Genomic DNA, 25,404 nt, shown 5'->3' with positions numbered 1-25,404 from the left:
CCGTACCGTTAAACCCGATGTCTCTCACACCGGTAATGCATTCCGTCGGCTGAGTGTTTGCGACGGCGAAAAGATAACTTGTCATACAACTTTAAAAGGTGAGTGACATCACAAATGTATGATTCTTTGTGGGGACATTCATCGTCGCGGGCAAAGCCAGTATTGGCGCGGGTTGCAGAAGGGTTTACTCCATTGAGGGTAATTTATTTGTTGACGTTTATTGATCTCACTCACGAAAAAAGCTTCGGTGGGTGGAAATTGGTGTGATAACTTTGCAGCATATGAACATACGCTTTCTGACGCTCCCGTAATGAGGAAGACGATAATGACGCCGTTTATGACCGACGATTTTCTGTTAGATACCGAATTTGCCCGCCGCCTGTACCACGACTACGCAAAAGACCAGCCGATTTTCGACTACCACTGCCATCTGCCGCCGCAGCAGGTTGCCGAAAATTACCGTTTCAAAAATCTGTATGACATCTGGCTGAAGGGTGACCACTATAAATGGCGCGCCATGCGCACCAACGGCGTCGCTGAGCGCCTGTGTACCGGCGACGCCAGCGACCGCGAAAAGTTTGACGCCTGGGCTTCCACCGTTCCGCACACCATCGGTAACCCGCTCTACCACTGGACGCACCTTGAGCTTCGCCGCCCGTTTGGTATTACCGGAACGCTGCTCTCCCCAACGACCGCCGATGAAATCTGGGAGCGCTGCAATGCGCTGCTGGCGCAGGATAACTTCTCCGCGCGCGGCATCATGAAGCAGATGAACGTGAAGATGGTGGGCACCACCGACGATCCGATCGACTCTCTGGAACACCATGCGGCAATCGCCAAAGACGGCGCGTTTGACATCAAAGTGCTGCCAAGCTGGCGTCCGGATAAAGCTTTTAATATCGAACAGGCCACGTTCAGCGATTACATGGCGAAGCTGGCGGAAGTCTCTGATACCGACATTCGTCGTTTCGCAGACCTGCAAACCGCGCTGACCAAACGTCTGGATCACTTCGCGGCGCACGGCTGTAAAGTTTCTGACCACGCGCTGGACGTGGTGCTGTTTGCGGAATCAAACGAGGCCGAGCTGGACAGCATTCTGGCGCGTCGTCTTTCCGGCGAAAGCCTGAGCGAGCACGAGGTGGCGCAATTCAAAACGGCGGTGCTGGTGTTCCTCGGCGCGGAATATGCACGCCGCGGATGGGTACAGCAGTACCATATCGGCGCGCTTCGCAATAACAATCAGCGCCAGTTTAAGCTGCTGGGCGCGGATGTCGGCTTCGACTCCATCAACGACCGTCCGCTGGCCGAAGAGCTGTCTAAACTGCTGAGCAAACAGAACGAACAAAACCTGTTGCCAAAAACCATTCTCTACTGCCTGAACCCGCGCGATAACGAAGTGCTGGGCACCATGGTCGGCAACTTCCAGGGCGAAGGGATGCCGGGCAAGATGCAGTTCGGCTCCGGCTGGTGGTTCAACGATCAGAAAGACGGCATGGAACGTCAGATGACGCAGCTGGCGCAGCTTGGCCTATTAAGTCGCTTTGTCGGCATGCTGACCGACAGCCGCAGCTTCCTGTCCTATACCCGTCATGAATATTTCCGCCGCATTCTGTGCCAGATGATTGGCCGCTGGGTGCACGCAGGCGAAGCGCCAGCGGATATCCAGCTGCTGGGCGAAATGGTGAAAAACATCTGCTTTAACAATGCGCGTGACTACTTCGCCATTGAACTGAACTAGGGCCGTTTGAGGTTGATATGCAATACATCAAAATCCATTCGCTGGATAACGTGGCCGTCGCGCTGACGGATCTCTGTGAAGGCGACGTGGTGACCGTCGATAACCAGAGCGTCACCCTGCGTCAGGCGATCGTTCGCGGGCATAAGTTTGCCGTGAAGCCTCTCGCCAAAGGGGACAACGTTGTGAAGTACGGCCTGCCGATTGGGCATGCGTTAGCGGATATCGCGCCGGGTGAACATATTCATTCCCACAATACCCGCACCAATCTTAGCGATCTGGACGAGTACAGCTATCAACCTGAATTACCCGCGGAAGCGATGCAGGCGGCGGATCGTGAGGTGCAGATCTACCGTCGCGCCAATGGCGACGTGGGGATCCGCAACGAGCTGTGGATCCTCCCGACCGTCGGCTGCGTGAACGGGATTGCGCGTCAGATCCAGACGCGCTTTCTGAAAGAGACCAACAATGCCGAAGGCACTGACGGGGTGCATCTGTTCAGCCACACCTATGGCTGCTCCCAGCTCGGTGACGACCACATTAATACCCGTACCATGCTGCAAAATATGGTGCGTCACCCGAACGCGGGCGCGGTGCTGGTGATCGGCCTGGGCTGCGAGAACAACCAGGTGGACGCCTTCCGCGAGACGCTGGGTGAGTTTGACCCTGAGCGCGTGCATTTTATGGTGTGTCAGCATCAGGACGATGAGGTGGAAGCGGGCATAGAGCAGCTGCATCAGCTTTATGAGGTGATGCGCCACGACAGGCGCGAGCCGGGCAAGCTGAGCGAGCTGAAGTTTGGTCTGGAATGCGGCGGGTCTGATGGCCTGTCCGGTATCACCGCCAACCCCATGCTGGGCCGCTTCTCGGACTATGTGATCGCCAACGGCGGCACGACGGTGCTGACCGAAGTGCCGGAAATGTTCGGCGCGGAGCGTATTCTGATGAGCCACTGCCGCGACGAAGAGACGTTTGAGAAGACCGTCACCATGGTGAACGACTTCAAGCAGTACTTCATCGCCCATAACCAGCCGATTTATGAGAACCCGTCTCCGGGCAACAAAGCGGGCGGCATCACCACGCTTGAGGAGAAGTCCCTCGGCTGCACCCAGAAAGCGGGCGCGAGCCAGGTGGTCGATGTTCTGCGCTACGGCGAGCGCCTGAAAACGCACGGTCTGAACCTGCTGAGCGCGCCCGGGAACGATGCGGTTGCTACCAGCGCGCTGGCCGGGGCAGGCTGCCACATGGTGCTGTTCAGCACCGGGCGCGGCACCCCGTACGGCGGCTTTGTACCGACGGTGAAAATTGCCACCAACAGCGAGCTGGCGGCGAAGAAAAAACACTGGATCGACTTTGATGCGGGCCAGCTGATACACGGCAAAGCGATGCCTGAATTGCTGACGGAGTTTGTGGACAGCATTGTGGAATTCGCTAACGGCAAGCAGACCTGCAACGAGAAGAACGACTTCCGCGAGCTGGCGATCTTTAAGAGTGGCGTGACGCTTTAAGTGTGATGTCGGGTGGCGCTAACGCTTACCCGACCTACGAAATCCTGTAGGCCCGGTAAGGCGTAGCCGCCACCGGGCTTTTCTTTTTACCCGCGCACTGCGTTCTTTGCCAGGCGTGCGTCTTCCGCCTGGCATACGGCGGCGGTGAACATCACGTCGGTGGAGGAGTTGATCGCCGTTTCGCAGGAGTCCTGCAGCACGCCGATAATAAAGCCTACCGCAACCACCTGCATGGCGATCTCGTTCGGGATGCCGAACATATTGCACGCCAGCGGGATCAGCAGCAGAGAGCCGCCCGCCACGCCTGATGCACCGCAGGCACAGAGAGACGCTACCACGCTCAGCAACAGCGCAGTAGGCAGATCCACAGGAATACCCAGCGTATGTACGGCCGCCAGGGTTAAAACGGTAATCGTGATCGCCGCCCCCGCCATATTGACCGTCGCCCCCAGCGGGATAGAGACGGAATAGGTATCTCGGTCCAGATTCAGCTTTTCGCACAGCGACATATTAACCGGAATGTTCGCCGCCGAGCTGCGGGTGAAGAAGGCGGTCACACCGCTTTCGCGCAGGCACATCAGCACCAGCGGGTACGGGTTACGGCGGGTCTGCAGAAATACCAGCAGCGGGTTAATCACCAGTGCCACCACGGCCATACATCCAATCAGTACCAGCAGCAGTTGCGCATAGCCCCAGAGTGCGCCGAAACCGGTCGTTGCCAGCGTTGAGGCGACAAGACCAAAAATACCAATCGGCGCAAAGCGGATGACCACCGTCACGATAAACGTCACGGCGTGAGAAAGGTCGTTGACCAGGTTTTTTGTCGTGTCGTTGCTATGACGCAGGGCAAAGCCCAAACCGACTGCCCATACCAGGATCCCGATGTAGTTCGCGTTGATAAGCGCGTGGATCGGGTTGGCAACAATGCTCATCAGCAGGCCATGCATGACTTCAACGATACCCGCCGGCGGCGTAATGTCGGTTGCGCCGGTGGTCAGCTGCAGCGTGGACGGGAAGATAAAGCTCACCACCACGGCCGTCAGGGCCGCAGAGAAGGTGCCCAGCAGGTACATCCACAGAATGGGGCGGATATTGGTTTTTTGCCCTTGCTGATGATTCGCAATAGAGGCCATCACCAGCGTCAGAACCAGCACCGGTGCGACCGCTTTCAGTGCGCCGACGAAGAGGGTACCGAGGAGGCCAGTTGCCTCTGCGGCAGGTTTTGAGATCAATGCCAGCGCGACGCCGAGCACCAGGCCAACCAGTATTTGCTTAACGAGGCTGCCGCGCGAGAGGCGCGCAAGCATACCCGACGAGGATGTAGTCATAGGTGTTCCTTAAGTGAAATTGCGTTCCATCCCGGATGTGCTCTAAGTCACATTTATGTCCGGATGTAAGTAAATGTTTGCCTGGTCGAGTATAGGGAATGCAAGAAAGGAGGGAAGCGTAAAATGCTGGGTTTTACGTGTTGCATCATATTTTTTAACTATTGCGTTACAAAAGTGTGTTCACCCTCTCCCTGTGGGAGAGGGGCGGGGTGAGGGAATTACTCCATCTGCTGCTTCTTATCGTGCTGGCGGTTAACCCAGGTATTGATAATCAGCGTCACGATCAGAATGCCAAACACTACGCCGAGCGAAATGGCGATCGGGATGTGGTAGAAATCGACGATCAGCATCTTGATACCGATAAACACCAGGATCACCGACAGACCGTACTTCAGCATCGAGAAGCGTTCCGCCGCGCCTGCCAGCAGGAAGTACATTGCACGCAGGCCGAGGATCGCAAACAGGTTAGAGGTCAGCACAATGAACGGGTCGGTGGTCACCGCGAAAATGGCCGGGATGCTGTCGACGGCGAAAATCACGTCGCTCAGCTCAACCAGAATCAGCACCAGCAGCAGCGGGGTGGCGAACAGCAGGCCGTTCTTGCGCACGAAGAAGCGCTCGCTCTCGATCTTGTCGGTCATGCGCAGATGTCCACGGATCCACTTCACCAGCGGACGATCGCCAATCGCGGAGCCGTCCTCTTTCGCCAGCGCCATTTTGACCCCGGTGAACAGCAGGAACGCGCCGAAGACGTACAGCAGCCACTCGAACTGGGTAATCAGCCAGCTGCCGGCGAAGATCATAATGGTACGCAGAACAATCGCGCCCAGCACGCCGTAAACCAGCACGCGGCGCTGCAGGGCAGCAGGCACGGCGAAGTAGCTGAACAGCATCAGCCAGACGAAGACGTTATCAACCGCCAGGGCTTTTTCAATCAGATAGCCGGTGAGGAAGGCGAGCGCCTGAGGATCGGCCACCGCGCGGCCTTCGGTCGAGGCCAGATACCACCAGAAGGCAGCACAGAACAGCAGAGAAAGGGTAACCCACACCAGAGACCAGGCCGCGGCCTGCTTCATGGACATGCCGTGCGCGCCGCGACGGCCCTGCAAAAAGAGGTCGATCGCCAGCATGATGAGCACGACAACCGCGAATCCGCCCCACAACATTGGAGTGCCGACAGAATGCATACTATTTTCCTTACACATAAAAAACAAAAACGGCCATGGTCAGAAGACGATAGCCGTTAGCTTTTTATGCATAGACCTCGCCTTCCGGCAAGGTCTCACTTACAACCACGAGGGTTGCCCGGCGACCGGATGCGGTATTGCACGCATCGTAATGACGATCCACCGACGAAGAAGTTACTCCCCTTTGCAGGTAACAAAATATGTCAGACCATTGGTTTCGTCAATGGTCTGCGCCGTTTCATTACACAGCTTTACGCGATAGCTTCCGCGCTCACGCCGTCTGCCGGGAACACCACGCCGGTCTGACGGCGGATCTCCGTTTGCAGCTTCGCCGTGGTGCGGCTGACCGCAAGACCCGGGTGATTCACTTCGTTGTCTTCCACCAGGCGGGCGAAGACCTCTGCCTCATAGAGCATAGTGTTAATATGCTGAGGCTGCGTCAGCTCCTGCGCTTTACCGCCGCGCGGCACAAAGCTCACCTTCTGGCACTCGGAGATCTTCTCGATAACCAGCGAACCCGCTTCGCCCTGAATTTCGCTCGGCAGCACGGAATCGCTGACTTTGGAGTGCTGCAGCGTGACGCTGAAATCGCCGTAGTCCAGCACCACTAAACCGTGTGCATCCACGCCGCTCTCCAGCAGGCTGGCGGTGGCCGTTACGCCATGCGGCTCGCCCCACAGCGCCACGGCGGAGGCCAGGCAGTAGAAACCGATATCCATAATCGAGCCGTTAGAGAAGGCCGGGTTAAAGGTATTTGGGTTCTCGCCGTCGAGGTAGCGCTGGTAGCGCGACGAGTACTGGCAGTAGTTGATAAAGGCTTTACGCACTTTGCCAATTTTCGGCAGCGACTGCTGCAGCAGCAGGAAATTTGGCAGGCTGGCGGTTTTGAACGCTTCGAACAGCACCACCTGGTTTTCGCGGGCAAGCGCAATGGCCGCTTCCACTTCCTCGATATTCGACGCCAGCGGCTTCTCGCAAATCACATGCTTTTTATGGCTGAGGAACAGCTTCGTTTGCGGGAAGTGCAGAGAGTTTGGGCTGGCGATATAGACCGCGTCAATGGCGTCGCTTTGCGCCATTTCATCGAGCGAGGTGAACAGATGTTCAACCAGATAGTCGTTCGCGAAGCTCTGCGCCTGCTCAAGGCTGCGGGAATAGACTGCGGTAAGTTTAAGTTTGCCGGTTTCATGGGCGGCGTCGACGAACTGGCGTGTGATCCAGTTCGTACCGATGACTGCGAAACGTATCATAAACGTTTACGTACTCCGTAGCGGGGAACCTTTAGCCACTGTAGCACGTCATCATGACAATTCGCGTGCGCTATTCCGCATTACTATTTAACGATAAATGCGTAAGCCATAGCCGGGTATCAAACTCCAGCTGGTGGTACTGCGGCTCCATATGGCAGCACAGGGAGTAGAACGCTTTGTCGTGCTCTTTCTCTTTCAGGTGCGCCAGCTCATGCACCACGATCATCCGCAGAAAGGCTTCCGGCGCGTTACGGAAAACCGTCGCGACGCGGATCTCGGCTTTGGCTTTCAGCTTGCCGCCCTGCACGCGGGAGATGGCGGTGTGCAGGCCGAGCGCGTTTTTCAGCACGTGGATCTTGTTGTCATACATCACCTTGTTGATCGGCGGCGCGCTCTTCAGATAACGGCTTTTCAGATCCTGCGTATACTGCCAGAGGGCCTTATCGGTCGCGAAATCGTGCGTACCGGGATAGCGTTTTTCCAACACCGCGCCGAGCTTCTGCTCGGCAATCAGGCTGCGAACCTGAGTCAGTAAATGCTCCGGATAGCCCTGGAGATAAGTAAGTTGGTTCATCAACGCCCCAAATCGACAATAAAACGGGTATACTCACGCACCCTTTTCAGGGATACGCCAAATTTTACCATTCAGGAGGGCCGATGAGCCACTTAGACAACGGTTTCCGTTCACTCAACCTTAAACGTTTCCCGGAAACGGACGACGTTAACCCGCTTATGGCGTGGGAAGCGGCGGATGAATATCTGCTGCAGCAGTTGGATGAGACTGAAATCCGCGGCCCGGTTTTGATCCTGAATGACGCGTTTGGCGCGCTGGGCTGCGCCCTGGCGGAGCACACGCCATACAGCATCGGCGATTCCTACTTAAGCGAGCTGGCGACGCGTGAAAACCTGCGTCACAACGACATCGAAGAGTCCAGCGTCAAGTTCCTCGACAGCACCGCGGACTACCCGCAGGCGCCAGGCGTGGTATTGATTAAGGTGCCAAAAACCATGGCGCTGCTGGAGCAGCAGCTGCGCGCGCTGCGTAAGGTTGTGACGCCTGAAACCCGCATTATCGCGGGCGCCAAAGCGCGTGATATTCACACCTCGACGCTGGAGCTGTTCGAGAAAGTCCTCGGCCCGACCACCACGACGCTGGCGTGGAAAAAAGCGCGCCTGATCAACTGTACGTTCAGTGCACCGGAGCTGGCCGACGCGCCAGAGACCCTGAGCTGGAAACTGGAAGGCACCGACTGGACCATCCACAACCACGCAAACGTCTTCTCCCGCACCGGTCTGGATATTGGCGCGCGTTTCTTTATGGAACACCTGCCGGAAAACCTGGAAGGGGAAATCGTCGATCTGGGCTGCGGTAACGGCGTGATTGGCCTGACGCTGCTGGCGAAGAACCCGGAAGCCAGCGTAGTGTTCAGCGACGAGTCGCCGATGGCGGTAGCGTCGAGCCGTCTGAACGTGGAAACCAACCTGCCGGAAGCGCTGGATCGCTGCGAGTTTATGATCAACAACGCGCTGTCGGGCGTAGAGCCGTTCCGCTTCAACGCCGTGTTCTGCAACCCGCCTTTCCACCAGAAGCATGCCCTGACGGATAACGTCGCGTGGGAGATGTTCCACCACGCGCGCCGCTGCCTGAAAATCAACGGCGAACTGTACATCGTGGCAAACCGCCACCTGGACTATTTCCACAAGCTGAAGAAGATTTTCGGCAACTGCGTCACCATTGCGACCAACAACAAGTTCGTGGTGCTGAAGGCGGTGAAGCTGGGACGTCGTCGTTAAGATTGGGTATGTGCGGCCTGATGCCCGGTGGCGCTTCGCTTACCGGGCCTACAATGGCCTCGAACCCGTAGGCCGGGCAAGCGAAGCGCCGCCCGGCAATGCCCTAGATCGCCAGAGCTAACTTTGTCCCCTGCGCAATTGCCCGCCGCGCGTCCAGCTCCATCGCCACGTCGCACCCGCCGATCAAATGCACCGTTTTACCGGCTTCGCGCAGCGGATCCGCCAGATCGCGCTTCGGCTCCTGCCCGGCACACAAAATGACATGATCCACGCGCAGCAGCTGCGGTTCGCCGCCGATCGTGACGTGCAGCCCCTCGTCGTCGATCTTCTGGTAGCTGACCGCCGGGATCATCTTCACCCCGCGCGAGAGCAGGGTGGCGCGGTGGATCCAGCCCGTGGTTTTGCCCAGCCCTTCGCCCGGCTTGCTGGCTTTACGCTGGAGCATCACGATCTGGCGCGGGCTTTTCGGCAGCTGCGGCCCTTCGGGGCGTAGCCCGCCGGACTGGTTCAGGCTGGTGTCGATCCCCCATTCCACGCAAAACTCGGCAATGTTCTGGCTGGTGGCCTCACCCGGCTGGCTTAAATACATGGCGGTATCAAAGCCGATCCCGCCGCAGCCGATAATCGCCACCTTCTCGCCAACCGGCGCTTTGTCACGCAGCACGTCGAGATAGCTCAGGACCTTTGGATGATCGATACCCTCGATCGCCGGCATGCGCGGTACGATCCCGCTCGCCAGGATCACCTCGTCGAAACCGATCAGATCCGCCGCGCTGACAAACTGGTTAAGCCGCAGATCGATGCCTGTAAGCTCGATCATCCGGCGGTAGTAGCGCAGCGTTTCATAGAACTCCTCTTTGCCGGGGATCTGTTTGGCGATATTAAACTGGCCGCCAATCTCCGCCAGCGCATCAAACAGCGTCACGCTGTGCCCGCGGGAAGCGGCATTCACCGCAAACGCCAGCCCTGCCGGGCCTGCGCCCACCACGGCCAGGCGTTTTTTACTGACCGCCGCAACGACCGGCATTTTGGTTTCATGGCAGGCGCGCGGGTTAACCAGGCATGAGGTCACCTTGCCGACGAAAATCTGATCCAGACAAGCCTGGTTACAGCCGATGCAGGTGTTGATCTCATCCGCGCGCCCGCTTTGCGCTTTCGACAGCAGTTCGGCATCGGCGAGGAACGGCCGCGCCATGGACACCATATCGGCATCGCCGCGCGATATCACATCGTCCGCCACCTGCGGGTCGTTAATACGGTTGGTGGTGACCAGCGGAATAGACACTTTCCCTTTCAGCCTGCGCGTCACCCAGCTGAACGCCGCGCGCGGTACCGGCGTGGCGATGGTCGGAATGCGCGCCTCGTGCCAGCCGATGCCGGTGTTGATAATGGTGGCCCCTGCGGCTTCAATCGCCTGCGCCAGCTGCACGGTTTCGTCGAAGGTGCCGCCGCCCTCTACCAGGTCGAGCATCGACAGGCGGAAAACAATAATAAAATCAGCGCCCGCACGTTCGCGCACGGCGCGCACGACCTCCACGGCAAAACGCATGCGGCGGGCATAGTCGCCGCCCCATTCGTCGTCGCGCTGGTTAGTGCGTGCGGCGAGGAACTCGTTAATCAGGTAGCCTTCTGAGCCCATCACCTCAACGCCGTCGTAGCCCGCCTCGCGCGCCAGCGCCGCGCAGCGGGCGAAGTCGTCAATCAATGCCAGGATCTCGTCGTGGGTGAGAGCGTGAGGTTTAAAGCGGTTAATCGGCGCCTGAAGAGCCGACGGCGCGACCAGGTTCGGCTGATAGCTGTAGCGTCCGGTGTGCAGGATTTGCAGGGCGATTTTACCGCCCTCGCGGTGGACCGCGTCGGTCACAATGCGGTGGTGCGCCAGCTGTGACGCATCGTTCAGGACCGCGCCGCCCTCCATGCCCACGCCGGAAGGAGCAGGGGCCACGCCGCCAGTGACAATCAGCGCCACGCCGTGGCGCGCGCGCTCGGCGTAGAAGGCCGCCAGACGCTCGGCCCCGTCCGGATGCTCCTCCAGCCCGGTGTGCATTGAGCCCATCAACACGCGGTTTTTGAGTGTGGTGAACCCCAGATCGAGGGGGGCGAATAGCGACGGGTAGCGGCTCATAGTCTCTTCCAGTGTAAAATTATTGTTATGTGGTCGGATGAGTTACTAATTTAGCCAGCGGGGAGTAAAAGGGAAAAGGGGAATGCAGTGATTGTGATGGGATTCAAATATTGGTGTGGCCTGATGCCCTCACCCTAACCCTCTCCCTAAGGGAGAGGGGACTTAATCTCCCTCTCCCTTAGGGAGAGGGGCGGGGTGAGGGGGATGCCCGCACTAACCCCGGCGCCTGCCACATCGACGTCGTCAGCCCGCTGTCCACCAGCCCAAGCTGGTCGGCGTACACCGCCTGCCACTTCTGCATCATGCCGTCGTACAGCTCGCGGTGCTGCGGGTTGGGCGTGAACTCGCGGCTCCACTTCACCAGCCGCTCGCCCGTCGAGGCCATATCCGCAAACAGCCCCGCGCCTGTTCCGGCCGCGATCGCGCAGCCCAGCGCCGTTGCCTCCTTCACTTCCGGTACGCGCACCGGCAGCCCGGTGACGTCGCTTAAAATCTGGCTCCACAGGGCCCCTTTTGACCCGCCGCCCGCGAAGACCAGGCTCTCAAACGTCACGCCGGAGAAGCGCGAAATCTGCGCCAGGTTGCAGGCCGAAACAATCGCCGCATTCTCCTCCAGAGCGCGGAACAGCGTCGCTTTGTTGCACTTTTCCGGGTCGATGGAGAGGTTAATAAACGACGGCGCGGCGTGGTACCACTGCTTAAAATGCATCGCGTCAGAGAAGATCGGCATTACCCCGTGGGAGCCTGCCGGCACGCGGCTGGCCATCTCTTCCATCAGGGAATAGGTGTCCATGCCCATCCGCTCGGCAATCAGCTTTTCCTCGGCGCAGAAGGCGTCGCGGAACCAGCGCATGGTCAGCCCGGTAAAGAAGCTGATCGACTCAGCCTGCGCCATCCCGGGGATAACGTGCGGGTTCACGCGGATGTTCATCTCGGGATCGGTGCGCACCTGCGGCAGGTTCACTACCTGCTGCCAGAAGGTGCCGCCCAGCACCGCCGTCTGCCCGGCGCGGACCACGCCCAGCCCAAGACAGCCCAGCTGCACGTCGCCGCCGCCCATCACCACCGGTGTGCCCTCGCGAAGGCCGCTCTGCTGTGCGGCTTCATGGGTAACGGCACCCAGCACGGTACCGGTCTCTTTCACCGGGGAGAGGATATCAGCCCGGAGCCCGGCCATGTCGAGCAGCGCCGGCCGCCAGTCGCGGGAGAAGAGATCGAGCATGCCGGTGGTGCCCGCGTTGGACGGGTCAACCGCCAGTTCGCCGGAGAGCTTCGCCGCCAGCCAGTCGCTGATCATGGTGATAGTCGCAGCCTTGCGGTAGATATCCGGGCGATGGTGCGCCAGCCACAGCAGGCGCGGCATCGCGCTCAGCGCCAGCGTCTGGCCGGAGACGTCATACACCTCGGATTCAAATCGGTCGTCGTGGATCTCTTTGAGTTCCGCCACCTCGCGGCTGGCGCGGGCGTCGACGTTGGCGCAGGCCCAGATGGCCTCGCCGTTGCGGTCGTACAGCACGATCCCTTCGCGCATCGAGCAGCAGGCGACGGACTGAATATCCGCCGCGCTCAGGCCTGCACGCGCCAGCGCCTGATGAATACACTGACAGGCCAGCCGCCAGTTGGTCTCCAGATCAAACTCCATCGAGCCCGGCACATTCTCAACGCTCAGGTGCTTCCACTCGGCCTGGCCGACGGCAATCTGGTTGCCCTGTAAATCGAAAATCACGGCGCGAACGCTGCCTGTCCCTGCATCTAACGCTAAAAGGTAACTCATGAGCTTGCCTCGTGTCAGGCGCAGGGCTGCTCTTATCCGGCCAGAGCCAGCACCGCGCGGGCTGTCGTCTCTTCCGTCACCAGGCCATTGATACGGCGACCTTTGAGTGCGGCATAAATCGCATCGGCTTTCTCTTCTCCTCCGGCCACGCCAACGATGGTGGGCAGCTGCGCCAGTTCATCGAGCGTGACGCCCAGCAGTTCTTTGTGGATCTCCAGCTCCTCGACGCATTCCCCTTCGGCATTAAGGAAATAGCCGAGAATGTCACCGACCGCACCTTTGCGGGCGTACATCAGCTGCTCGCCCTCGCTGATATAGCCGGAGCGCAGTATCGTTGCGTCACGGCGCTGGTTTACCGAACCAATGCCGACCACCGCCACGTCGGCAGCGGTGGCGGCGAGGATCACGTCCCGCACGCTGGTTTCGCGTTTTAAGATCCCGGCCACCTCGGCGGATGACACGCGAAGCGGGGCGGGGATCATGCTCACGCTGCAGGCCGCATCCAGCTGGCCGATACCGGTCATGTAAGGCCCCACGCCGCCGGAGAGCGTCACCAGGCGGATCTGCTGCGAGCTGATAAAGCCGCTCAGGTGCTGCAGGCTGCTCATGGTGGTTTCACCAAACCCCACCGCCAGAAGCTGGCCGGGCTCCAGCACGCCCATCAGCGACTGCGCGGCGCCTATGCCTAACCGCACGTTCATCGGCGGGGTATTCAGCGCCGGCATCACGCGCACCAGCTTCAGGCCAAAGCGCTGTTGGAGCTCGGTTTCCAGCGCCAGACAGCCCTCGTAGCGGGAGTTGATCTGCACCCGGATCACCCCGGACTGACGGCCCTTCTCCAGCAGGCGTGAAATCTTCAGGCGCGGCAGCCCGAGCCGCTCGCCGATGTCGTTCTGGGTCAGCCCGTCGTGGTAGTAACACCAGGCCACGCGCGCCACCAGCTCCTCTTCCGCCAGCGCCAGCCCGGCAAACCGTCCTTCTTCCGCAGTGCGTTTATCGCTCATAATTGAACTCTTATAAAAATTTAGATCATATGTTCGTGATGGCGCGGAGGGAAAGTGTGAGCCACGCGACAAAACGGATCTTTTAGATTGTTTGAAGCCTGTCTGGATCTTAATCGATAAAACTGTGATCCCTGCACGGTTGTAAATATAGTTCACCGTCTACGCTTTTGAACATTATTAAATCTAAAAATCATTTGTTCAATAGCGGAGCGATGATGACCTCACTTCTTGAAGCGCGCGATATCAGCAAGCAGTTCTCCGGCGTGCCGGTACTAAAAGGCATTGATTTCACGCTGCTTGCGGGCCAGGTGCACGCGCTGATGGGCGGGAACGGTGCGGGAAAATCGACGCTGATGAAGATTATCGCCGGGGTCGAAACACCGGACAGCGGTGAACTTTCCGTCGAGGGACAGTCATATGCGCGGCTCACGCCTGCGCAGGCGCACAGGTTAGGCATTTACCTGGTGCCGCAGGAGCCGCTGCTGTTCCCCAACCTGACGGTCAGGGAAAACATTCTTTTCCGCCTGCCGCGCGAACGCGATCGGGAAAAGCGGCTGGCGGAGAAACTTAAGCAGCTGCAGTGCCCGCTTAATCTCGATGCCGCGGCCAGCACCCTGGAAGTGGCGGATCAGCAGATGGTGGAAATCCTCCGCGGATTAATGCGCAACGCCAGGATCCTGATCCTTGATGAACCCACGGCGTCCCTTACGCCCGGCGAAACCGAGCGGCTGTTCCGTCAGATCCGCGCCCTGCAGGATCTCGGCGTTGGGATTGTCTTTATCTCCCACAAGCTGCCGGAAATTCGCATGCTTTCGAGCCACGTCTCGGTGATGCGCGACGGTGCGGTGGTGCTCAGCGGCGAAACGGCGCAGTTCGACGATAACGCCCTGATCGCGGCGATGACGCCGGTGAGCCGGGAGAAAGGCTTGAGCGACGCGCAAAAGCTGTGGCTGGCGCTGCCGGGCAACCGCCGCACCCAGCCGCAGGACTTTCCGGTGCTGCGCGTGGACGAACTTACCGGGGAGGGGTTTATCGATCTGAGTCTTGAGATCTACGCCGGTGAGATCGTCGGCCTGGCCGGGCTGGTGGGATCCGGGCGCACCGAGTTTGCGGAAACGCTCTACGGCCTGCGTCCGGCGCGCGGCGGGCGGATCTGGCTGGAAAACCAGGAGATCACCGCAGATCCGGTCAGTTCACGCCTGGACAAAGGGCTGGTCTACCTGCCGGAAGACAGACAGGTGTCCGGCCTGTTCCTCGACGCGCCGATCCGCTGGAACACCGTGGCGCTGAACGAGCCGTCTCTCTGGCAGCAGCGCAAGCGGGAGTCTGCGGTGGTGGAACGCTATCACCGGGCGCTCGGGATCAAGCTCAACCATGCGGATCAACCCGTGCGCACGCTCTCCGGCGGCAACCAGCAGAAGGTGCTGCTGGCGCGCTGCCTGGAGGCCAATCCGCTGCTGCTGATCGTCGACGAACCGACGCGCGGCGTGGACGTGGCGGCGCGCGCCGATATCTATCAGCTGCTTAAAAGCGTGGCGGCGCAGAACGTCGCGGTGCTGATGATCTCAAGCGATCTCGATGAGTTTCCGGGCCTCGCGGACCGGGTGCTGGTGATGCATCAGGGCGTACTCAGCGGTGAACTGCCGCACCACGCCGTCAGCCTCGACCGGATGATGGCGCTGGCGTTCGGAGGACAATCATGAAGATCTTACTGAAAAACCGCGAGCTGAGCGCCTTTCTCGCCATTCTGGCGCTGTTCGCCGTGCTGGTGGCGCTGAATCCGTCCTACCTAAGCCTGCAGACGCTGGGGATGATCTTCGCCAGCTCGCAGATCCTGATCCTGCTGGCGCTCGGCGCCGCGCTGGTAATGCTGACCCGCAATATTGACGTGTCCGTCGGCTCTACCGTCGGGCTGTCGGCGATCGCCGTCGGCGTGGCGCTGAACAGCGGCTACAGCCTGCCCGTTTCCATTCTCTTCGCGCTGTCGACTGGCGCGCTGGCGGGGGCGTTCAACGGTTTTCTGGTGGTGGGGCTGCGCATTCCGGCGATTGTCGCCACCCTCGGCACGCTGGGGCTGTACCGCGGGGCGATGCTGCTCTGGACGGGCGGGAAGTGGATTGAAGGGTTGCCGCCGGGGCTGAAATCCCTCTCAGAACCGGTTGCCATCGGCATTTCGCCGCTCGGTATGGTGGTGCTGTTTTTAGCGGCCGCGGGCGCGTGGACGCTGTCGCGCACCGCGTTCGGTCGTGATTTCTATGCCGTGGGGGATAACCTCGCCGCCGCGCGCCAGCTGGGCGTAGCCGTGAACCGCACCCGCATGCTCGCCTTTACCCTCAACGGCATGCTGGCGGCCTGCGCCGGGATCGTTTTTGCCGCGCAGATTGGCTTTGTGCCGAACCAGACCGGCAGCGGGCTGGAGATGAAGGCCATCGCCGCCTGCGTGCTCGGCGGCATTTCGCTGCTGGGCGGCACGGGCACGCTGGTTGGCGCGCTGCTCGGGGCCTTCTTCCTGACGCAAATCGATACCGTGCTGGTGCTGTTCCGGCTCCCGGCCTGGTGGAACGACTTTATCGCCGGGCTGGTGCTGCTGGGCGTGCTGGTGCTCGACGGGCGCCTGCGCCAGGCGCTGGCGCGTCATCAGCGGGCGCTGAAGTACGGCCGCTTCCAGCCGGGTAACAAAGGGGGAAAGCACATCACCTTTTTTCCAAAACGCAAAAAAGAGGTGGCGTAAATGAGGCTTAACTGGGAAAGCGCGCTGCTGATTTTGCTGGTGCTGGAGATCCTGCTCTTTGGCGCCATCAACCCGCGCATGCTCGACGTCAACATGCTGCTGTTCAGCACCAGCGATTTTATCTGCATCGGCATTGTAGCGCTGCCGCTCACGCTGGTGATTATCAGCGGCGGGATCGATATTTCGCTGGGGTCGACCATCGGCCTGTGCGCTATCGCGCTGGGAGTGATGATGCAGGCGGGGTGGCCGATGGCGGTTGCTATCCCTCTGACGCTGCTGCTGGGACTGCTGTGCGGATTATTTAATGCCGCGCTTATTCACTACACCGGCATTAGCCCTCTGGTGATTACCCTCGGCACGCTCTACCTCTACGGCGGCGGCGCGCTGCTGCTCTCCGGCATGGCGGGGGCGACGGGCTACGAGGGCATCGGCGGCTTTCCGGACAGCTTCACGGCGTTCGCTAACCTCACGGTGCTGGGCATGCCGATCCCGCTGGTGATGTTCGCGGTGATTACCCTCTTCTTCTGGCTGATTACCCACCGCGGGCGCTTTGGCCGCCATCTTTTTTTGATTGGGCAGAATCCTCGCGCGGCGCGCTATGCGGCGCTGTCGGTGAACGGTATGCCCTACGCGCTGTACGGGCTGGTGGGCGTGGCCTCGGCGGTTGCCGCGCTGGTGATGGTCTCCTATTTCGGCTCCGCGCGTTCGGATCTGGGGCGGGATTTACTGATGCCAGCGCTCACTGCCGCCGTGCTTGGCGGGGCCAATATCTACGGCGGGTCAGGTTCGGTTGTCGGTACGGCGCTGGCGGCGCTGCTGGTGGGCTACCTGCAGCAGGGGTTACAGATGGTCGGTATTCCTAACCAGGTGTCGAGCGCGCTGTCAGGGGCGCTGCTGGTTGTGGTGGTGATGGGACGTTCGCTGAGTCTGCACCGCGAGTGGGTGCGTTCTCTCTTTAGAAAACTATCCGGAGCGTAAGATGAAAACAAAACTGATAGTCCTGGCAATGGCCCTCAGCTTCGCCTCGGCGCAGGCGGCGGACCGCATTGCTTTTATCCCGAAGCTGGTCGGGGTCGGCTTTTTCACCAGCGGCGGTAACGGCGCGAAAGAGGCGGGGAAAGATCTTGGCGTGGACGTCACCTACGACGGCCCAACCGAGCCGAGCGTCTCCGGCCAGGTGCAGCTCATCAATAACTTCGTCAACCAGGGCTATAACGCCATCATCGTCTCCGCCGTGTCGCCGGACGGCCTCTGCCCGGCGCTGAAGCGCGCGATGCAGCGCGGCGTCAAGGTGCTGACCTGGGATTCCGACACCAAACCGGAGTGCCGCAGCATCTACATCAACCAGGGGACGCCGGAACAGCTGGGCGGCCTGCTGGTGGAGATGGCGGGCAAGCAGGTCACCAAACCGAATGCCAAAGTGGCGTTCTTCTACTCCAGCCCGACCGTCACCGACCAGAACCAGTGGGTGAAAGAGGCGAAGGCCAAAATCGAGAAAGACCATCCGCAGTGGCAGGTCGTCACCACCCAGTTTGGCTATAACGACGCCACCAAATCCCTGCAAACCGCCGAGGGGATCTTAAAAGCGTATCCGGATCTGGATGCGATCATCGCACCGGATGCCAACGCGCTTCCAGCCGCCGCGCAGGCGGCAGAAAACCTGAAGCGGGAAGGGGTGGCGATTGTCGGCTTCAGCACGCCGAACGTGATGCGCCCGTACGTGGAGCGCGGCACGGTAAAAGCCTTCGGCCTGTGGGATGTCGTACAGCAGGGCAAAATTGCGGTCAATGTCGCCGATCGTTTGCTGAAAAAGGGCGATCTTAACGTGGGCGACAGCGTGGACGTAAAAAATATCGGGGCGCTGAAGGTCGAGCCGAACAGCGTGCAGGGCTACCAGTATGAGGCGAAGGGCAACGGCATCGTGCTGCTGCCGGAGCGCGTGGTGTTCACCAAAGAGAACATCAACAAATACGATTTCTGACGGGGGAGCAAATGGCTGATTTAGACGACATCAAAGACGGTAAAGATTTTGGCATCGGCACGCCGCAGCAGAATGTGCCTTTCACTTTGAAGGGCTGCGGCTCGCTGGACTGGGGCATGCAGTCCCGGCTGGCGCGCATCTTTAACCCGCAAAGCAACCGCACGGTGATGCTGGCCTTTGACCACGGCTATTTTCAGGGGCCAACCACCGGCCTTGAGCGCATCGATCTCTCCATCGCACCGCTGTTCGGCGAAACCGACGTGCTGATGTGTACCCGCGGCATCCTCAGGAGCCAGGTACCTGCCGCGACGAACAAACCGGTGGTGCTGCGCGCCTCCGGCGGTAACTCGATTCTGGGTGAACTCTCCAACGAGTGCGTGGCGGTGGCGATGGAGGACGCGCTGCGCCTGAACGTCTGCGCGGTGGCGGCGCAGGTCTATATCGGCAGCGAGTTTGAGCATCAGTCGATCAACAACATCATCAAGCTGGTGGACGCGGGCGCGCGCTACGGCATGCCGACGCTGGCGGTGACGGGTGTCGGGAAAGAGATGGCGCGCGACTCGCGGTATTTCTCGCTCGCCAGCCGCATCGCCGCCGAAATGGGGGCGCAATTCGTCAAAACCTATTACGTGGACGAGGGCTTTGAAAAAGTGACCGCCAGCTGCCCGGTGCCGATCGTCATCGCTGGCGGCAAAAAGCTGCCTGAGCACGAGGCCCTGGAGATGTGCTGGCGCGCAATCGACCAGGGCGCCTCCGGCGTGGACATGGGGCGCAATATCTTCCAGTCCAGCGCGCCGCTCGCCATGCTGAAGGCGGTGAAAAAAGTGGTACACGAGAACATGAGCGCCCGGGAGGCGTTCCAGTTCTGGCAGGAAGAGAAACAGGGAGAAGCACAATGAACGTGACGCTGGTTGAGATTAACATCAAGCCCGAGCGGGTGGACGAGTTTCTGGAAGTGTTTCGCGCCAACCACGAGGGGGCAATCAAGGAGCCCGGGAATCTGCGCTTTGACGTATTGCAGGACCCGAGGGTGAAAACCCGGTTCTTTATCTACGAGGCCTATAAAGACGAAGAGGCGGTGCTGGCGCACAAGAAAACCCCGCATTATCTGGCGTGCGTGGATAAGCTTGAGGAATTGATGTCGGAGCCGCGCAAAAAGCGCAGCTTTGTGGGATTGTTGCCGGAGTAACAGGCGTTATAAAGGTTTTGTAGGCCGGGTAAGCGCAAGCGCCACCCGGCATTTTTCAGGCCAGCTCCAGGCTGACAAATAACTTCGCAAGCGCTTCACGCGGCTCGCCCTGAAGCGACTGTAACGGGAACGGCAATGCAGGTGCAGCCACTTTCCCCATCATCTCTGCCGCCGCCGTGATGACCCGTAAGCTGCCGTAATGACGGAACAATTCCCACAGCGGCTCCAGCCGTTCCGACTCAGCATTATTTCCCGAACGCGCAATCGCCAGCGCCGTCTGAGGGAACAAGCCCGCGAGAACCGAGTACCAGACGTCAAACCCGGCCTGCAGGGCTGAGGCCGCTCGCCAGTCACCGGCGATGCCCAGCGTGACCGTATCAGAAAGACGGGCGCGTACCTGCGACAGGTCCTCCGGCACGCGACCCAGCTTAATGGATCCCACATTCGGCAGGGCCGCGACCGCAAATAACAACTCATCGCTAAACGTAAAACCGGTGGTGGCCGTATTGTCGTAAATACATAGCGGTACGGAGAGCTGGCGCGTTACCGTTTCATAGAGATTAAACGCTTCGTCTTCCGTTAATCGCTGGTACGACACGGGCGCCATCAGCACGCCGGAGACACCTGCCGCCTGCGCGTCGTCAGCCAAACGCAGAATATCGTCCAGCCGTAGCGCGCCGATGCTGACGATAACCGGAATGTCATCAGCATGCGCCACCGCGCAGCGTGCGATCCGGCCGCGCTCTTCAACGGTCAAATAGGCATAGCTTCCCGTTGAGCCGAGAATGCCCAGCGAATCCACGCCGGCGTCGACCACTGGGCGGAGAAGATTGATGAAGGCCTGCTCGTCAAACGTCCCCTCTTTCAGGGGCGTTAATGGAAAGGCGCTTAATCCGCGAAACATCGTGTTGTCCTCTTATAGTTCCAGCAGTTGAACCTGAGCAGTGGCTCCCGGCATCAGCCGCTGCAGGCTATCCACCAGCTCCGCACCCGCCTCTTCCAGCGCCGCAAGCGGCATCGACGGCAGGCTTTCAAGAATAAACCACATGGTTTGCGCCCGACTGTCCAGACGCGTCCGTATCCCCTGGCGCCAGTTCCAGCGGCGGCAGGTGACGCCGAGATCGTCGCGCCAGATAACCTCGCCCGGTTCCGGATGTTCCACCACCGCCTGTCCCTCTTTGAGGGTATCAAACGGCTCGCTGCCGTCGGCCAGCGTCAGACGCGGCGCGCCTGAATAAGCCGCGAGATTTTCTCCGCCAACTGGGATCGCGTAGCGAATACTCACCGCGTTATAGATATCTACCACCGGGTCCAGCGGCGGCAGCGAGCCGTCTTTCAGCACCCGCTTACGCAGGGCGGATGCCGAGCAGGGCGTGCGTTTCGGTTTCGCCCCGAAGGCTTTAAACACCTCATCCCAGCCTGAAAGGTGTGCATCAGCCCATGGCACATCATCATTAAGCATCTGCTGGCAGGCCTGCGCCAGCGCGGCAGCCGCCACCTCCGGGTGGGTAATCGGCGCTGCTTCAACCAGAATGCTCAGCGCCCGAAAGCCGGGGGCAATCCCGGCAAGACGCGAGTCTATTGACGGCGTAACGAGAGACATAAATAATCCTGTATTGACTGTTTTATACCATGGTAGTGACCAATGACTGATAAAGTCAATATAATGACTGCACAGGGTGCCGACGTTGCCCAAGTAAGCCTGGCCGTGGCGAACCGCATCCGCAACTGGCGGAAAGAGAAAAAACTGTCGCTGGATGAGCTGTCCCGCCGCGCCAGCGTCAGCAAAGGCATGCTGGTGGAGATCGAAAAGGGCGCAGCCAATCCCAGCATCGCCATTTTGTGCAAGCTGGCCGCCGCGCTCGGTATCTCAGTGGCGGATATCGTTAACGTCTCCAGCGAGCCGCAGGTGCACGTTATCGAAGAGGCCGCGATTCCGGTGCTGTGGCAGGGCGCACGGGGCGGTTACGCCAGGCTGCTGGCGGGCACCGCGGGTCCGGATATGATTGAGCTATGGCAGTGGGAGATGCAGCCGGGAGAGCGCTTTACCTCTTCGGGGCATCCGGCGGGAACCTTTGAGCTGCTGCACGTGAACGAAGGTATGTTAACCCTGACGGTGGACGAGACGGTAACGCAGGTGGCTGCCGGGGCGTCGGCGGTGGCGAAAACGGAAGCCGCGCACGGCTATGCCAATGAAGGCGATACTGTACTTCGCTTCACCATGACGGTGGCGGAGTTTCACCGATAAAAAGCAGCCCGGTGGCGCTACGCTTACCGGGCCTACAGATGCAGTATTTGGTAGGCCGGGTAAGCGTAGCGCCACCCGGCGTTGATTACGCCTCTTCCACGCTCACGCGCAGCGCTGCCAGCGCTTTGCGTGCCGCTTTCAGCACCTGCTCACACTGCTCAATGGTCAGCGTCAGCGGCGGTTCGATGCGGATGGTTTTCGAGTTGTTCAGCGTGCCTGCCACCAGCACCCGCTGGCGGAACATCTCGCTCGCGAAGCTGTAGCCGATTTCGTTATCAACAAACTCAATGGCCATCAGCATCCCTTTGCCGCGCGCCTCCTGAACCAGATCCGGATATTCACGCCCCAGCTGGCGGAAGCCGTCCAGCAGCATGTCGCCTTTCTGCTCGGCCTGCGCAGGCAGGTTTTGCTCCAGCAGCACGTTGATGGTCGCCAGCGCCGCCGCACAGGCCAGCGGGTTGCCGCCAAAGGTGGTGGTATGCAGGAACGGGTTGTCGAACAGCACCGAGAAGACCTCTTCTGTCGCAACCGTCGCACCAATCGGCATAACGCCGCCGCCCAGCGCTTTCGCCAGGCATAAAATGTCCGGCTGAACGTTCTCGTGCTCGCAGGCAAACATCTTGCCGGTGCGCCCCATCCCGGTCTGGACTTCGTCGAGGATCAGCAGCGCGCCAAACTCATCGCACAATTGACGCACGGCAGGCAGATAGCCCGGCGGGGGGAGGATCACGCCGCCTTCTCCCTGGATAGGCTCCAGGATCACCGCGGCCACGTCATCGCCGGTTTTACGGCATTCAGTCAGCACGGTGCGCATGGCGTTAATGTCGCCGAACGGCACGTGGCGGAAGCCCGGCAGCAGCGGCATAAACGGTTTGCGGAAGGTGGATTTGGCGGTAGCGGACAGTGCGCCCAGGGACTTACCGTGGAACGCGCCGCTGGTGGCGATAAAGGTGAATTTCCCGCGCGGCGACTGGTACGCTTTGGCGAGCTTAATCGCCGCTTCGACCGATTCCGTGCCGCTGTTGCTAAAGAAGCTGTATTTCAGTTTGCCGGGCGTTAAGGCTGCCAGCGTTTTTGCGAGCATGGCGCGAAGCGGGTCGAGCAGCTCCTGGCTATGGAGAGGTTGTTTCGCAAGTTGATTCTGTACGGCGGAAACCACAACTGGATTACGGTGCCCCACGTTGAAAATGCCAAAACCACCCAGGCAATCGATAAACTCCTGTCCCTGGGTGTCGACAAGCGTGTTAAGACTCCCCGCTTGCCACTCTACGGCTCCGTAATCCCCGCCGGCGGTAACAGATTTGCGATACTCCAGAAAACCAGGATTGACATGCTCTTTAAAGTAATCGATGACCTCTCGGTTAAGTTGTTTCATCTCCTCATGATCGAGCGTTCGCTTTTCAATGAGATTCAGTGCGTGCGCGGTACAGGCAAGAGCCGAGGCGCTGGAAGGTAACCTGTTCAAAATGTGCTCCCGGGGATCGCGTATCACATGATACTGAGTTAAGTATTGCAGGGATTACGCCACTTCAGATGCCTTAACGAAAATCGGGATAAACGCCAGGTTAAAATAATGTTGCGCAATATTTAATCATGCCGATACAACCGAAACGGGATTTAGCGGGACACGGCAGAGCGCATCAAGAAGGGATGAAAGGGGCGGATGCACTAAACCAGTGCACGTGCTGCGACTTTAGCGAGCGTTAACCAATCCTACTTTGTGGGTAATTTCTTACCGAAAGTATTTGAAATCAATGAATTATAAAATCGTATAAAAAGTATGGTTTAAGTCAAATCTGCGATCTTCATCAAGTTTAACAACTAAAGATAAATTGTTTACCGCCGAAATAACAATGACCCACAAAATTAACATTCAAATAACCTGCAAGGGATGCCCACGATGTCCTCTCCAACCTATGTCACCCAGAATGAATATCCTCTGGACGATGACACCACCTTAATGTCTACCACAGACGTCCACAGCTACATTACCCACGCCAACGACACTTTTGTGCAGGTGAGCGGCTACCAGCTCGATGAGCTGACGGGCCAGCCGCACAATATGGTGCGCCACCCTGATATGCCAAAGGCCGCGTTTGCCGATATGTGGTACACGCTGCAGCAGGGCGAACCCTGGAGCGGGATCGTCAAAAACCGGCGTAAAAACGGCGACCACTACTGGGTGCGTGCTAACGCGGTGCCGATGGTGCGCCGCGGGCAGGTGACGGGCTATATGTCGATCCGCACGAAGGCCACAGCGGAAGAGATTGCCGCCGTGGAGCCGCTCTACCGGGCGCTGAATGACGGGCGCTGTAAAAAACGTATTCATAAAGGGCTGGTGGTGGGAAAGGGCTGGCTGGGTAAACTGCCGGCCATGCCGCTGCGCTGGCGCGTGCGCGGCGTGATGGCGGCGCTCTTTGCCCTGCTCGCCGCCTCGCTGGTCGCGACCAATGCAGGCTGGACGCCGCTTGCCGCTGCCGCGGTGGTGATGCTGCTGGGGACGCTGCTGTTTGAGCAACAGATTGTCCGGCCTGTAGAGAATGTGGCGCGACAGGCACTGAAGGTCGCAACCGGTGAGCGCAACAGCGTGCAGCATCTGAACCGCAGCGACGAGCTGGGGCTGACGCTGCGCGCGGTAGGGCAGCTGGGCCTGATGTGCCGCTGGTTGATCAATGACGTCTCGAGCCAGGTGGTGAGCGTCCGCGACGGCAGCGACAGGCTGGCGCAGGGCAATGAAGATCTCAACGATCGTACGCGTCAGACCGTGGCCAACGTGCAGCAGACCGTCGCGACAATGAACCAGATGGCCGCTTCCGTTCAGAGTAACTCTGAAACCGCCGCCGAGGTGGATAAACTCTCGGTCGCCGCCAGCGGCGCGGCGACGAAAGGTGGCAACGCGATGCAGACCGTCGTCAAGACCATGGATGACATCGCCGACAGCACGCAGCGAATTGGCTCGATTACGTCCCTGATTAACGATATCGCTTTCCAGACCAATATTCTGGCGCTGAATGCGGCCGTTGAGGCGGCAAGGGCAGGCGAGCAGGGGAAAGGCTTTGCCGTGGTCGCGGGCGAAGTTCGCCACCTCGCCAGCCGCAGCGCCAGCGCAGCGAATGATATTCGTAAATTGATTGATGCCAGCGCCAGCAAGGTGCAGTCCGGCTCTGAGCAGGTTCACGCCGCAGGCCGAACGATGGATGATATTGTCGAGCAGGTGAAAAACGTGACGCAGCTGATCGCCCAGATTAGCCACGCGACGTCCGAGCAGGCAACCGGGCTGTCAGAGTTAACCCGCGCGGTGGCCGAGCTCGACAGCATCACGCAGAAAAACGCCGACCTGGTCGAGGAGAGCGCGCACATTTCTGCGATGGTGAAACACCGCGCCGGACGTCTCAAGGATGCCGTAACCGTGCTCCATTAAACCGCGATGTTCCAGAAAAGCCGTGTATACCGTAAGGCATACGCGGCTTTTCTATTCTATAGATGTGACTATTAATGTAGTTTGTTGTTAACTTAATATTAAATAACTAAAAAAAGTGCCTCAGTTATT

At 59.5% G+C, this 25,404-nt stretch carries 21 protein-coding genes; 11 read left to right on the top strand and 10 right to left on the bottom strand.

Features of this window, described 5'->3' with window-relative positions; genetic code table 11:
• The first annotated feature begins 325 nt into the window (after positions 1-325).
• A complete protein-coding gene (gene uxaC, locus AC3WOK_RS12645; RefSeq protein WP_059312208.1) occupies positions 326-1,738 on the top strand; it encodes a glucuronate isomerase in 1,413 nt (470 codons plus the stop codon).
• Between the two features lie 17 nt (positions 1,739-1,755).
• Complete coding sequence (locus tag AC3WOK_RS12640; RefSeq protein ID WP_063430971.1) at positions 1,756-3,243, top strand: UxaA family hydrolase; 1,488 nt, start codon at positions 1,756-1,758, stop codon at positions 3,241-3,243.
• An 86-nt stretch (positions 3,244-3,329) separates the two neighbouring features.
• Here AC3WOK_RS12640 and sstT read toward each other — a convergent pair whose 3' ends face one another.
• The 4 genes from sstT to AC3WOK_RS12620 all read right to left on the bottom strand — a co-directional run bounded on the left by sstT (position 3,330) and on the right by AC3WOK_RS12620 (position 7,582).
• A complete protein-coding gene (gene sstT / locus AC3WOK_RS12635) occupies positions 3,330-4,571 on the bottom strand; it encodes a serine/threonine transporter SstT (RefSeq protein ID WP_059312210.1) in 1,242 nt (413 codons plus the stop codon).
• A gap of 218 nt (positions 4,572-4,789) precedes the next feature.
• Complete coding sequence (locus AC3WOK_RS12630) at positions 4,790-5,758, bottom strand: TerC family protein (protein ID WP_492354620.1); 969 nt, start codon at positions 5,756-5,758, stop codon at positions 4,790-4,792.
• A 251-nt stretch (positions 5,759-6,009) separates the two neighbouring features.
• On the bottom strand, positions 6,010-7,008 hold the full coding sequence (locus AC3WOK_RS12625) for a Gfo/Idh/MocA family protein (protein WP_059312212.1): 999 nt from the start codon (positions 7,006-7,008) through the stop codon (positions 6,010-6,012).
• 70 nt (positions 7,009-7,078) lie between these two features.
• Positions 7,079-7,582 (bottom strand): YgjP-like metallopeptidase domain-containing protein, encoded by a 504-nt coding sequence (locus tag AC3WOK_RS12620; RefSeq protein WP_047347756.1) that lies wholly within the window; start codon positions 7,580-7,582, stop codon positions 7,079-7,081.
• An 83-nt stretch (positions 7,583-7,665) separates the two neighbouring features.
• Between AC3WOK_RS12620 and rlmG the strand changes: the two genes are divergently transcribed.
• Positions 7,666-8,802: a 23S rRNA (guanine(1835)-N(2))-methyltransferase RlmG gene (gene rlmG / locus AC3WOK_RS12615; protein ID WP_492354619.1), complete on the top strand. Its 1,137-nt coding sequence runs from the start codon at positions 7,666-7,668 to the stop codon at positions 8,800-8,802.
• A gap of 103 nt (positions 8,803-8,905) precedes the next feature.
• On the opposite strand, the gene AC3WOK_RS12610 is transcribed toward rlmG, so the two are convergent.
• The 3 genes from AC3WOK_RS12610 to lsrR all read right to left on the bottom strand — a co-directional run bounded on the left by AC3WOK_RS12610 (position 8,906) and on the right by lsrR (position 13,705).
• Positions 8,906-10,927, bottom strand: coding sequence for an oxidoreductase (locus AC3WOK_RS12610; protein WP_492354618.1), 2,022 nt, complete (start codon positions 10,925-10,927; stop codon positions 8,906-8,908).
• A gap of 178 nt (positions 10,928-11,105) precedes the next feature.
• The gene (lsrK, locus tag AC3WOK_RS12605) at positions 11,106-12,701 is read right to left on the bottom strand and encodes an autoinducer-2 kinase (protein ID WP_492354617.1); all 1,596 of its coding nucleotides are present in this window, start codon (positions 12,699-12,701) and stop codon (positions 11,106-11,108) included.
• A gap of 32 nt (positions 12,702-12,733) precedes the next feature.
• Positions 12,734-13,705 (bottom strand): transcriptional regulator LsrR, encoded by a 972-nt coding sequence (gene lsrR / locus AC3WOK_RS12600; RefSeq protein ID WP_023295481.1) that lies wholly within the window; start codon positions 13,703-13,705, stop codon positions 12,734-12,736.
• A gap of 215 nt (positions 13,706-13,920) precedes the next feature.
• Between lsrR and lsrA the strand changes: the two genes are divergently transcribed.
• The 6 genes from lsrA to lsrG are packed head-to-tail and all read left to right on the top strand — an operon-like array spanning position 13,921 to position 19,606.
• Entirely contained in the window at positions 13,921-15,408 is a 1,488-nt protein-coding gene (lsrA, locus tag AC3WOK_RS12595) for an autoinducer 2 ABC transporter ATP-binding protein LsrA (RefSeq protein WP_492354661.1), read from the top strand.
• Positions 15,405-16,436: an autoinducer 2 ABC transporter permease LsrC gene (gene lsrC, locus AC3WOK_RS12590; RefSeq protein WP_492354616.1), complete on the top strand. Its 1,032-nt coding sequence runs from the start codon at positions 15,405-15,407 to the stop codon at positions 16,434-16,436. The genes lsrA and lsrC overlap by 4 nt, the downstream gene beginning before the upstream one ends.
• Positions 16,437-17,414 carry an autoinducer 2 ABC transporter permease LsrD gene (gene lsrD, locus AC3WOK_RS12585; RefSeq protein ID WP_492354615.1) on the top strand — a complete coding sequence of 326 codons (978 nt, stop codon included), beginning with the start codon at positions 16,437-16,439 and terminating at the stop codon, positions 17,412-17,414.
• 1 nt (position 17,415) lies between these two features.
• Positions 17,416-18,417 (top strand): autoinducer 2 ABC transporter substrate-binding protein LsrB, encoded by a 1,002-nt coding sequence (lsrB, locus tag AC3WOK_RS12580; protein ID WP_059310529.1) that lies wholly within the window; start codon positions 17,416-17,418, stop codon positions 18,415-18,417.
• An 11-nt stretch (positions 18,418-18,428) separates the two neighbouring features.
• Complete coding sequence (lsrF, locus tag AC3WOK_RS12575; protein ID WP_492354614.1) at positions 18,429-19,316, top strand: 3-hydroxy-5-phosphonooxypentane-2,4-dione thiolase; 888 nt, start codon at positions 18,429-18,431, stop codon at positions 19,314-19,316.
• A complete protein-coding gene (gene lsrG / locus AC3WOK_RS12570; RefSeq protein ID WP_447856278.1) occupies positions 19,313-19,606 on the top strand; it encodes a (4S)-4-hydroxy-5-phosphonooxypentane-2,3-dione isomerase in 294 nt (97 codons plus the stop codon). Before lsrF ends, lsrG begins: the two co-directional genes overlap by 4 nt.
• A 55-nt stretch (positions 19,607-19,661) precedes the next feature.
• Here lsrG and AC3WOK_RS12565 read toward each other — a convergent pair whose 3' ends face one another.
• A complete protein-coding gene (locus AC3WOK_RS12565; RefSeq protein WP_059310532.1) occupies positions 19,662-20,510 on the bottom strand; it encodes a dihydrodipicolinate synthase family protein in 849 nt (282 codons plus the stop codon).
• A 12-nt stretch (positions 20,511-20,522) separates the two neighbouring features.
• Positions 20,523-21,209, bottom strand: a complete 687-nt coding sequence (locus AC3WOK_RS12560) for a B3/B4 domain-containing protein (RefSeq protein WP_492354613.1) — start codon at positions 21,207-21,209, stop codon at positions 20,523-20,525.
• Between the two features lie 42 nt (positions 21,210-21,251).
• Here AC3WOK_RS12560 and AC3WOK_RS12555 point away from each other — a divergent pair, with 42 nt between their 5' ends.
• On the top strand, positions 21,252-21,854 hold the full coding sequence (locus AC3WOK_RS12555; protein ID WP_063432339.1) for a helix-turn-helix domain-containing protein: 603 nt from the start codon (positions 21,252-21,254) through the stop codon (positions 21,852-21,854).
• An 85-nt stretch (positions 21,855-21,939) separates the two neighbouring features.
• Here the strand turns inward: AC3WOK_RS12555 and ygjG are convergent, their stop codons facing one another.
• Positions 21,940-23,319 (bottom strand): putrescine aminotransferase, encoded by a 1,380-nt coding sequence (gene ygjG / locus AC3WOK_RS12550; RefSeq protein ID WP_447856273.1) that lies wholly within the window; start codon positions 23,317-23,319, stop codon positions 21,940-21,942.
• 435 nt (positions 23,320-23,754) lie between these two features.
• Between ygjG and AC3WOK_RS12545 the strand changes: the two genes are divergently transcribed.
• The gene (locus AC3WOK_RS12545) at positions 23,755-25,275 is read left to right on the top strand and encodes a methyl-accepting chemotaxis protein (protein ID WP_047347769.1); all 1,521 of its coding nucleotides are present in this window, start codon (positions 23,755-23,757) and stop codon (positions 25,273-25,275) included.
• The last annotated feature ends 129 nt before the right edge of the window (positions 25,276-25,404 follow it).

Source organism: Enterobacter sp. FW301-JW81, assembly GCF_058788735.1.
This window is presented reverse-complemented; position numbering and strand designations above follow the sequence as displayed.

Coding starts and splice junctions, on each gene's coding strand:
- uxaC (WP_059312208.1), top strand. CDS start 326: ATGACGCCGTTTATGACCGACGATTTTCTGTTAGATACCGAATTTGCC.
- AC3WOK_RS12640 (WP_063430971.1), top strand. CDS start 1,756: ATGCAATACATCAAAATCCATTCGCTGGATAACGTGGCCGTCGCGCTG.
- sstT (WP_059312210.1), bottom strand. CDS start 4,571: ATGACTACATCCTCGTCGGGTATGCTTGCGCGCCTCTCGCGCGGCAGC.
- AC3WOK_RS12630 (WP_492354620.1), bottom strand. CDS start 5,758: ATGCATTCTGTCGGCACTCCAATGTTGTGGGGCGGATTCGCGGTTGTC.
- AC3WOK_RS12625 (WP_059312212.1), bottom strand. CDS start 7,008: ATGATACGTTTCGCAGTCATCGGTACGAACTGGATCACACGCCAGTTC.
- AC3WOK_RS12620 (WP_047347756.1), bottom strand. CDS start 7,582: ATGAACCAACTTACTTATCTCCAGGGCTATCCGGAGCATTTACTGACT.
- rlmG (WP_492354619.1), top strand. CDS start 7,666: ATGAGCCACTTAGACAACGGTTTCCGTTCACTCAACCTTAAACGTTTC.
- AC3WOK_RS12610 (WP_492354618.1), bottom strand. CDS start 10,927: ATGAGCCGCTACCCGTCGCTATTCGCCCCCCTCGATCTGGGGTTCACC.
- lsrK (WP_492354617.1), bottom strand. CDS start 12,701: ATGAGTTACCTTTTAGCGTTAGATGCAGGGACAGGCAGCGTTCGCGCC.
- lsrR (WP_023295481.1), bottom strand. CDS start 13,705: ATGAGCGATAAACGCACTGCGGAAGAAGGACGGTTTGCCGGGCTGGCG.
- lsrA (WP_492354661.1), top strand. CDS start 13,921: ATGACCTCACTTCTTGAAGCGCGCGATATCAGCAAGCAGTTCTCCGGC.
- lsrC (WP_492354616.1), top strand. CDS start 15,405: ATGAAGATCTTACTGAAAAACCGCGAGCTGAGCGCCTTTCTCGCCATT.
- lsrD (WP_492354615.1), top strand. CDS start 16,437: ATGAGGCTTAACTGGGAAAGCGCGCTGCTGATTTTGCTGGTGCTGGAG.
- lsrB (WP_059310529.1), top strand. CDS start 17,416: ATGAAAACAAAACTGATAGTCCTGGCAATGGCCCTCAGCTTCGCCTCG.
- lsrF (WP_492354614.1), top strand. CDS start 18,429: ATGGCTGATTTAGACGACATCAAAGACGGTAAAGATTTTGGCATCGGC.
- lsrG (WP_447856278.1), top strand. CDS start 19,313: ATGAACGTGACGCTGGTTGAGATTAACATCAAGCCCGAGCGGGTGGAC.
- AC3WOK_RS12565 (WP_059310532.1), bottom strand. CDS start 20,510: ATGTTTCGCGGATTAAGCGCCTTTCCATTAACGCCCCTGAAAGAGGGG.
- AC3WOK_RS12560 (WP_492354613.1), bottom strand. CDS start 21,209: ATGTCTCTCGTTACGCCGTCAATAGACTCGCGTCTTGCCGGGATTGCC.
- AC3WOK_RS12555 (WP_063432339.1), top strand. CDS start 21,252: ATGACTGATAAAGTCAATATAATGACTGCACAGGGTGCCGACGTTGCC.
- AC3WOK_RS12545 (WP_047347769.1), top strand. CDS start 23,755: ATGTCCTCTCCAACCTATGTCACCCAGAATGAATATCCTCTGGACGAT.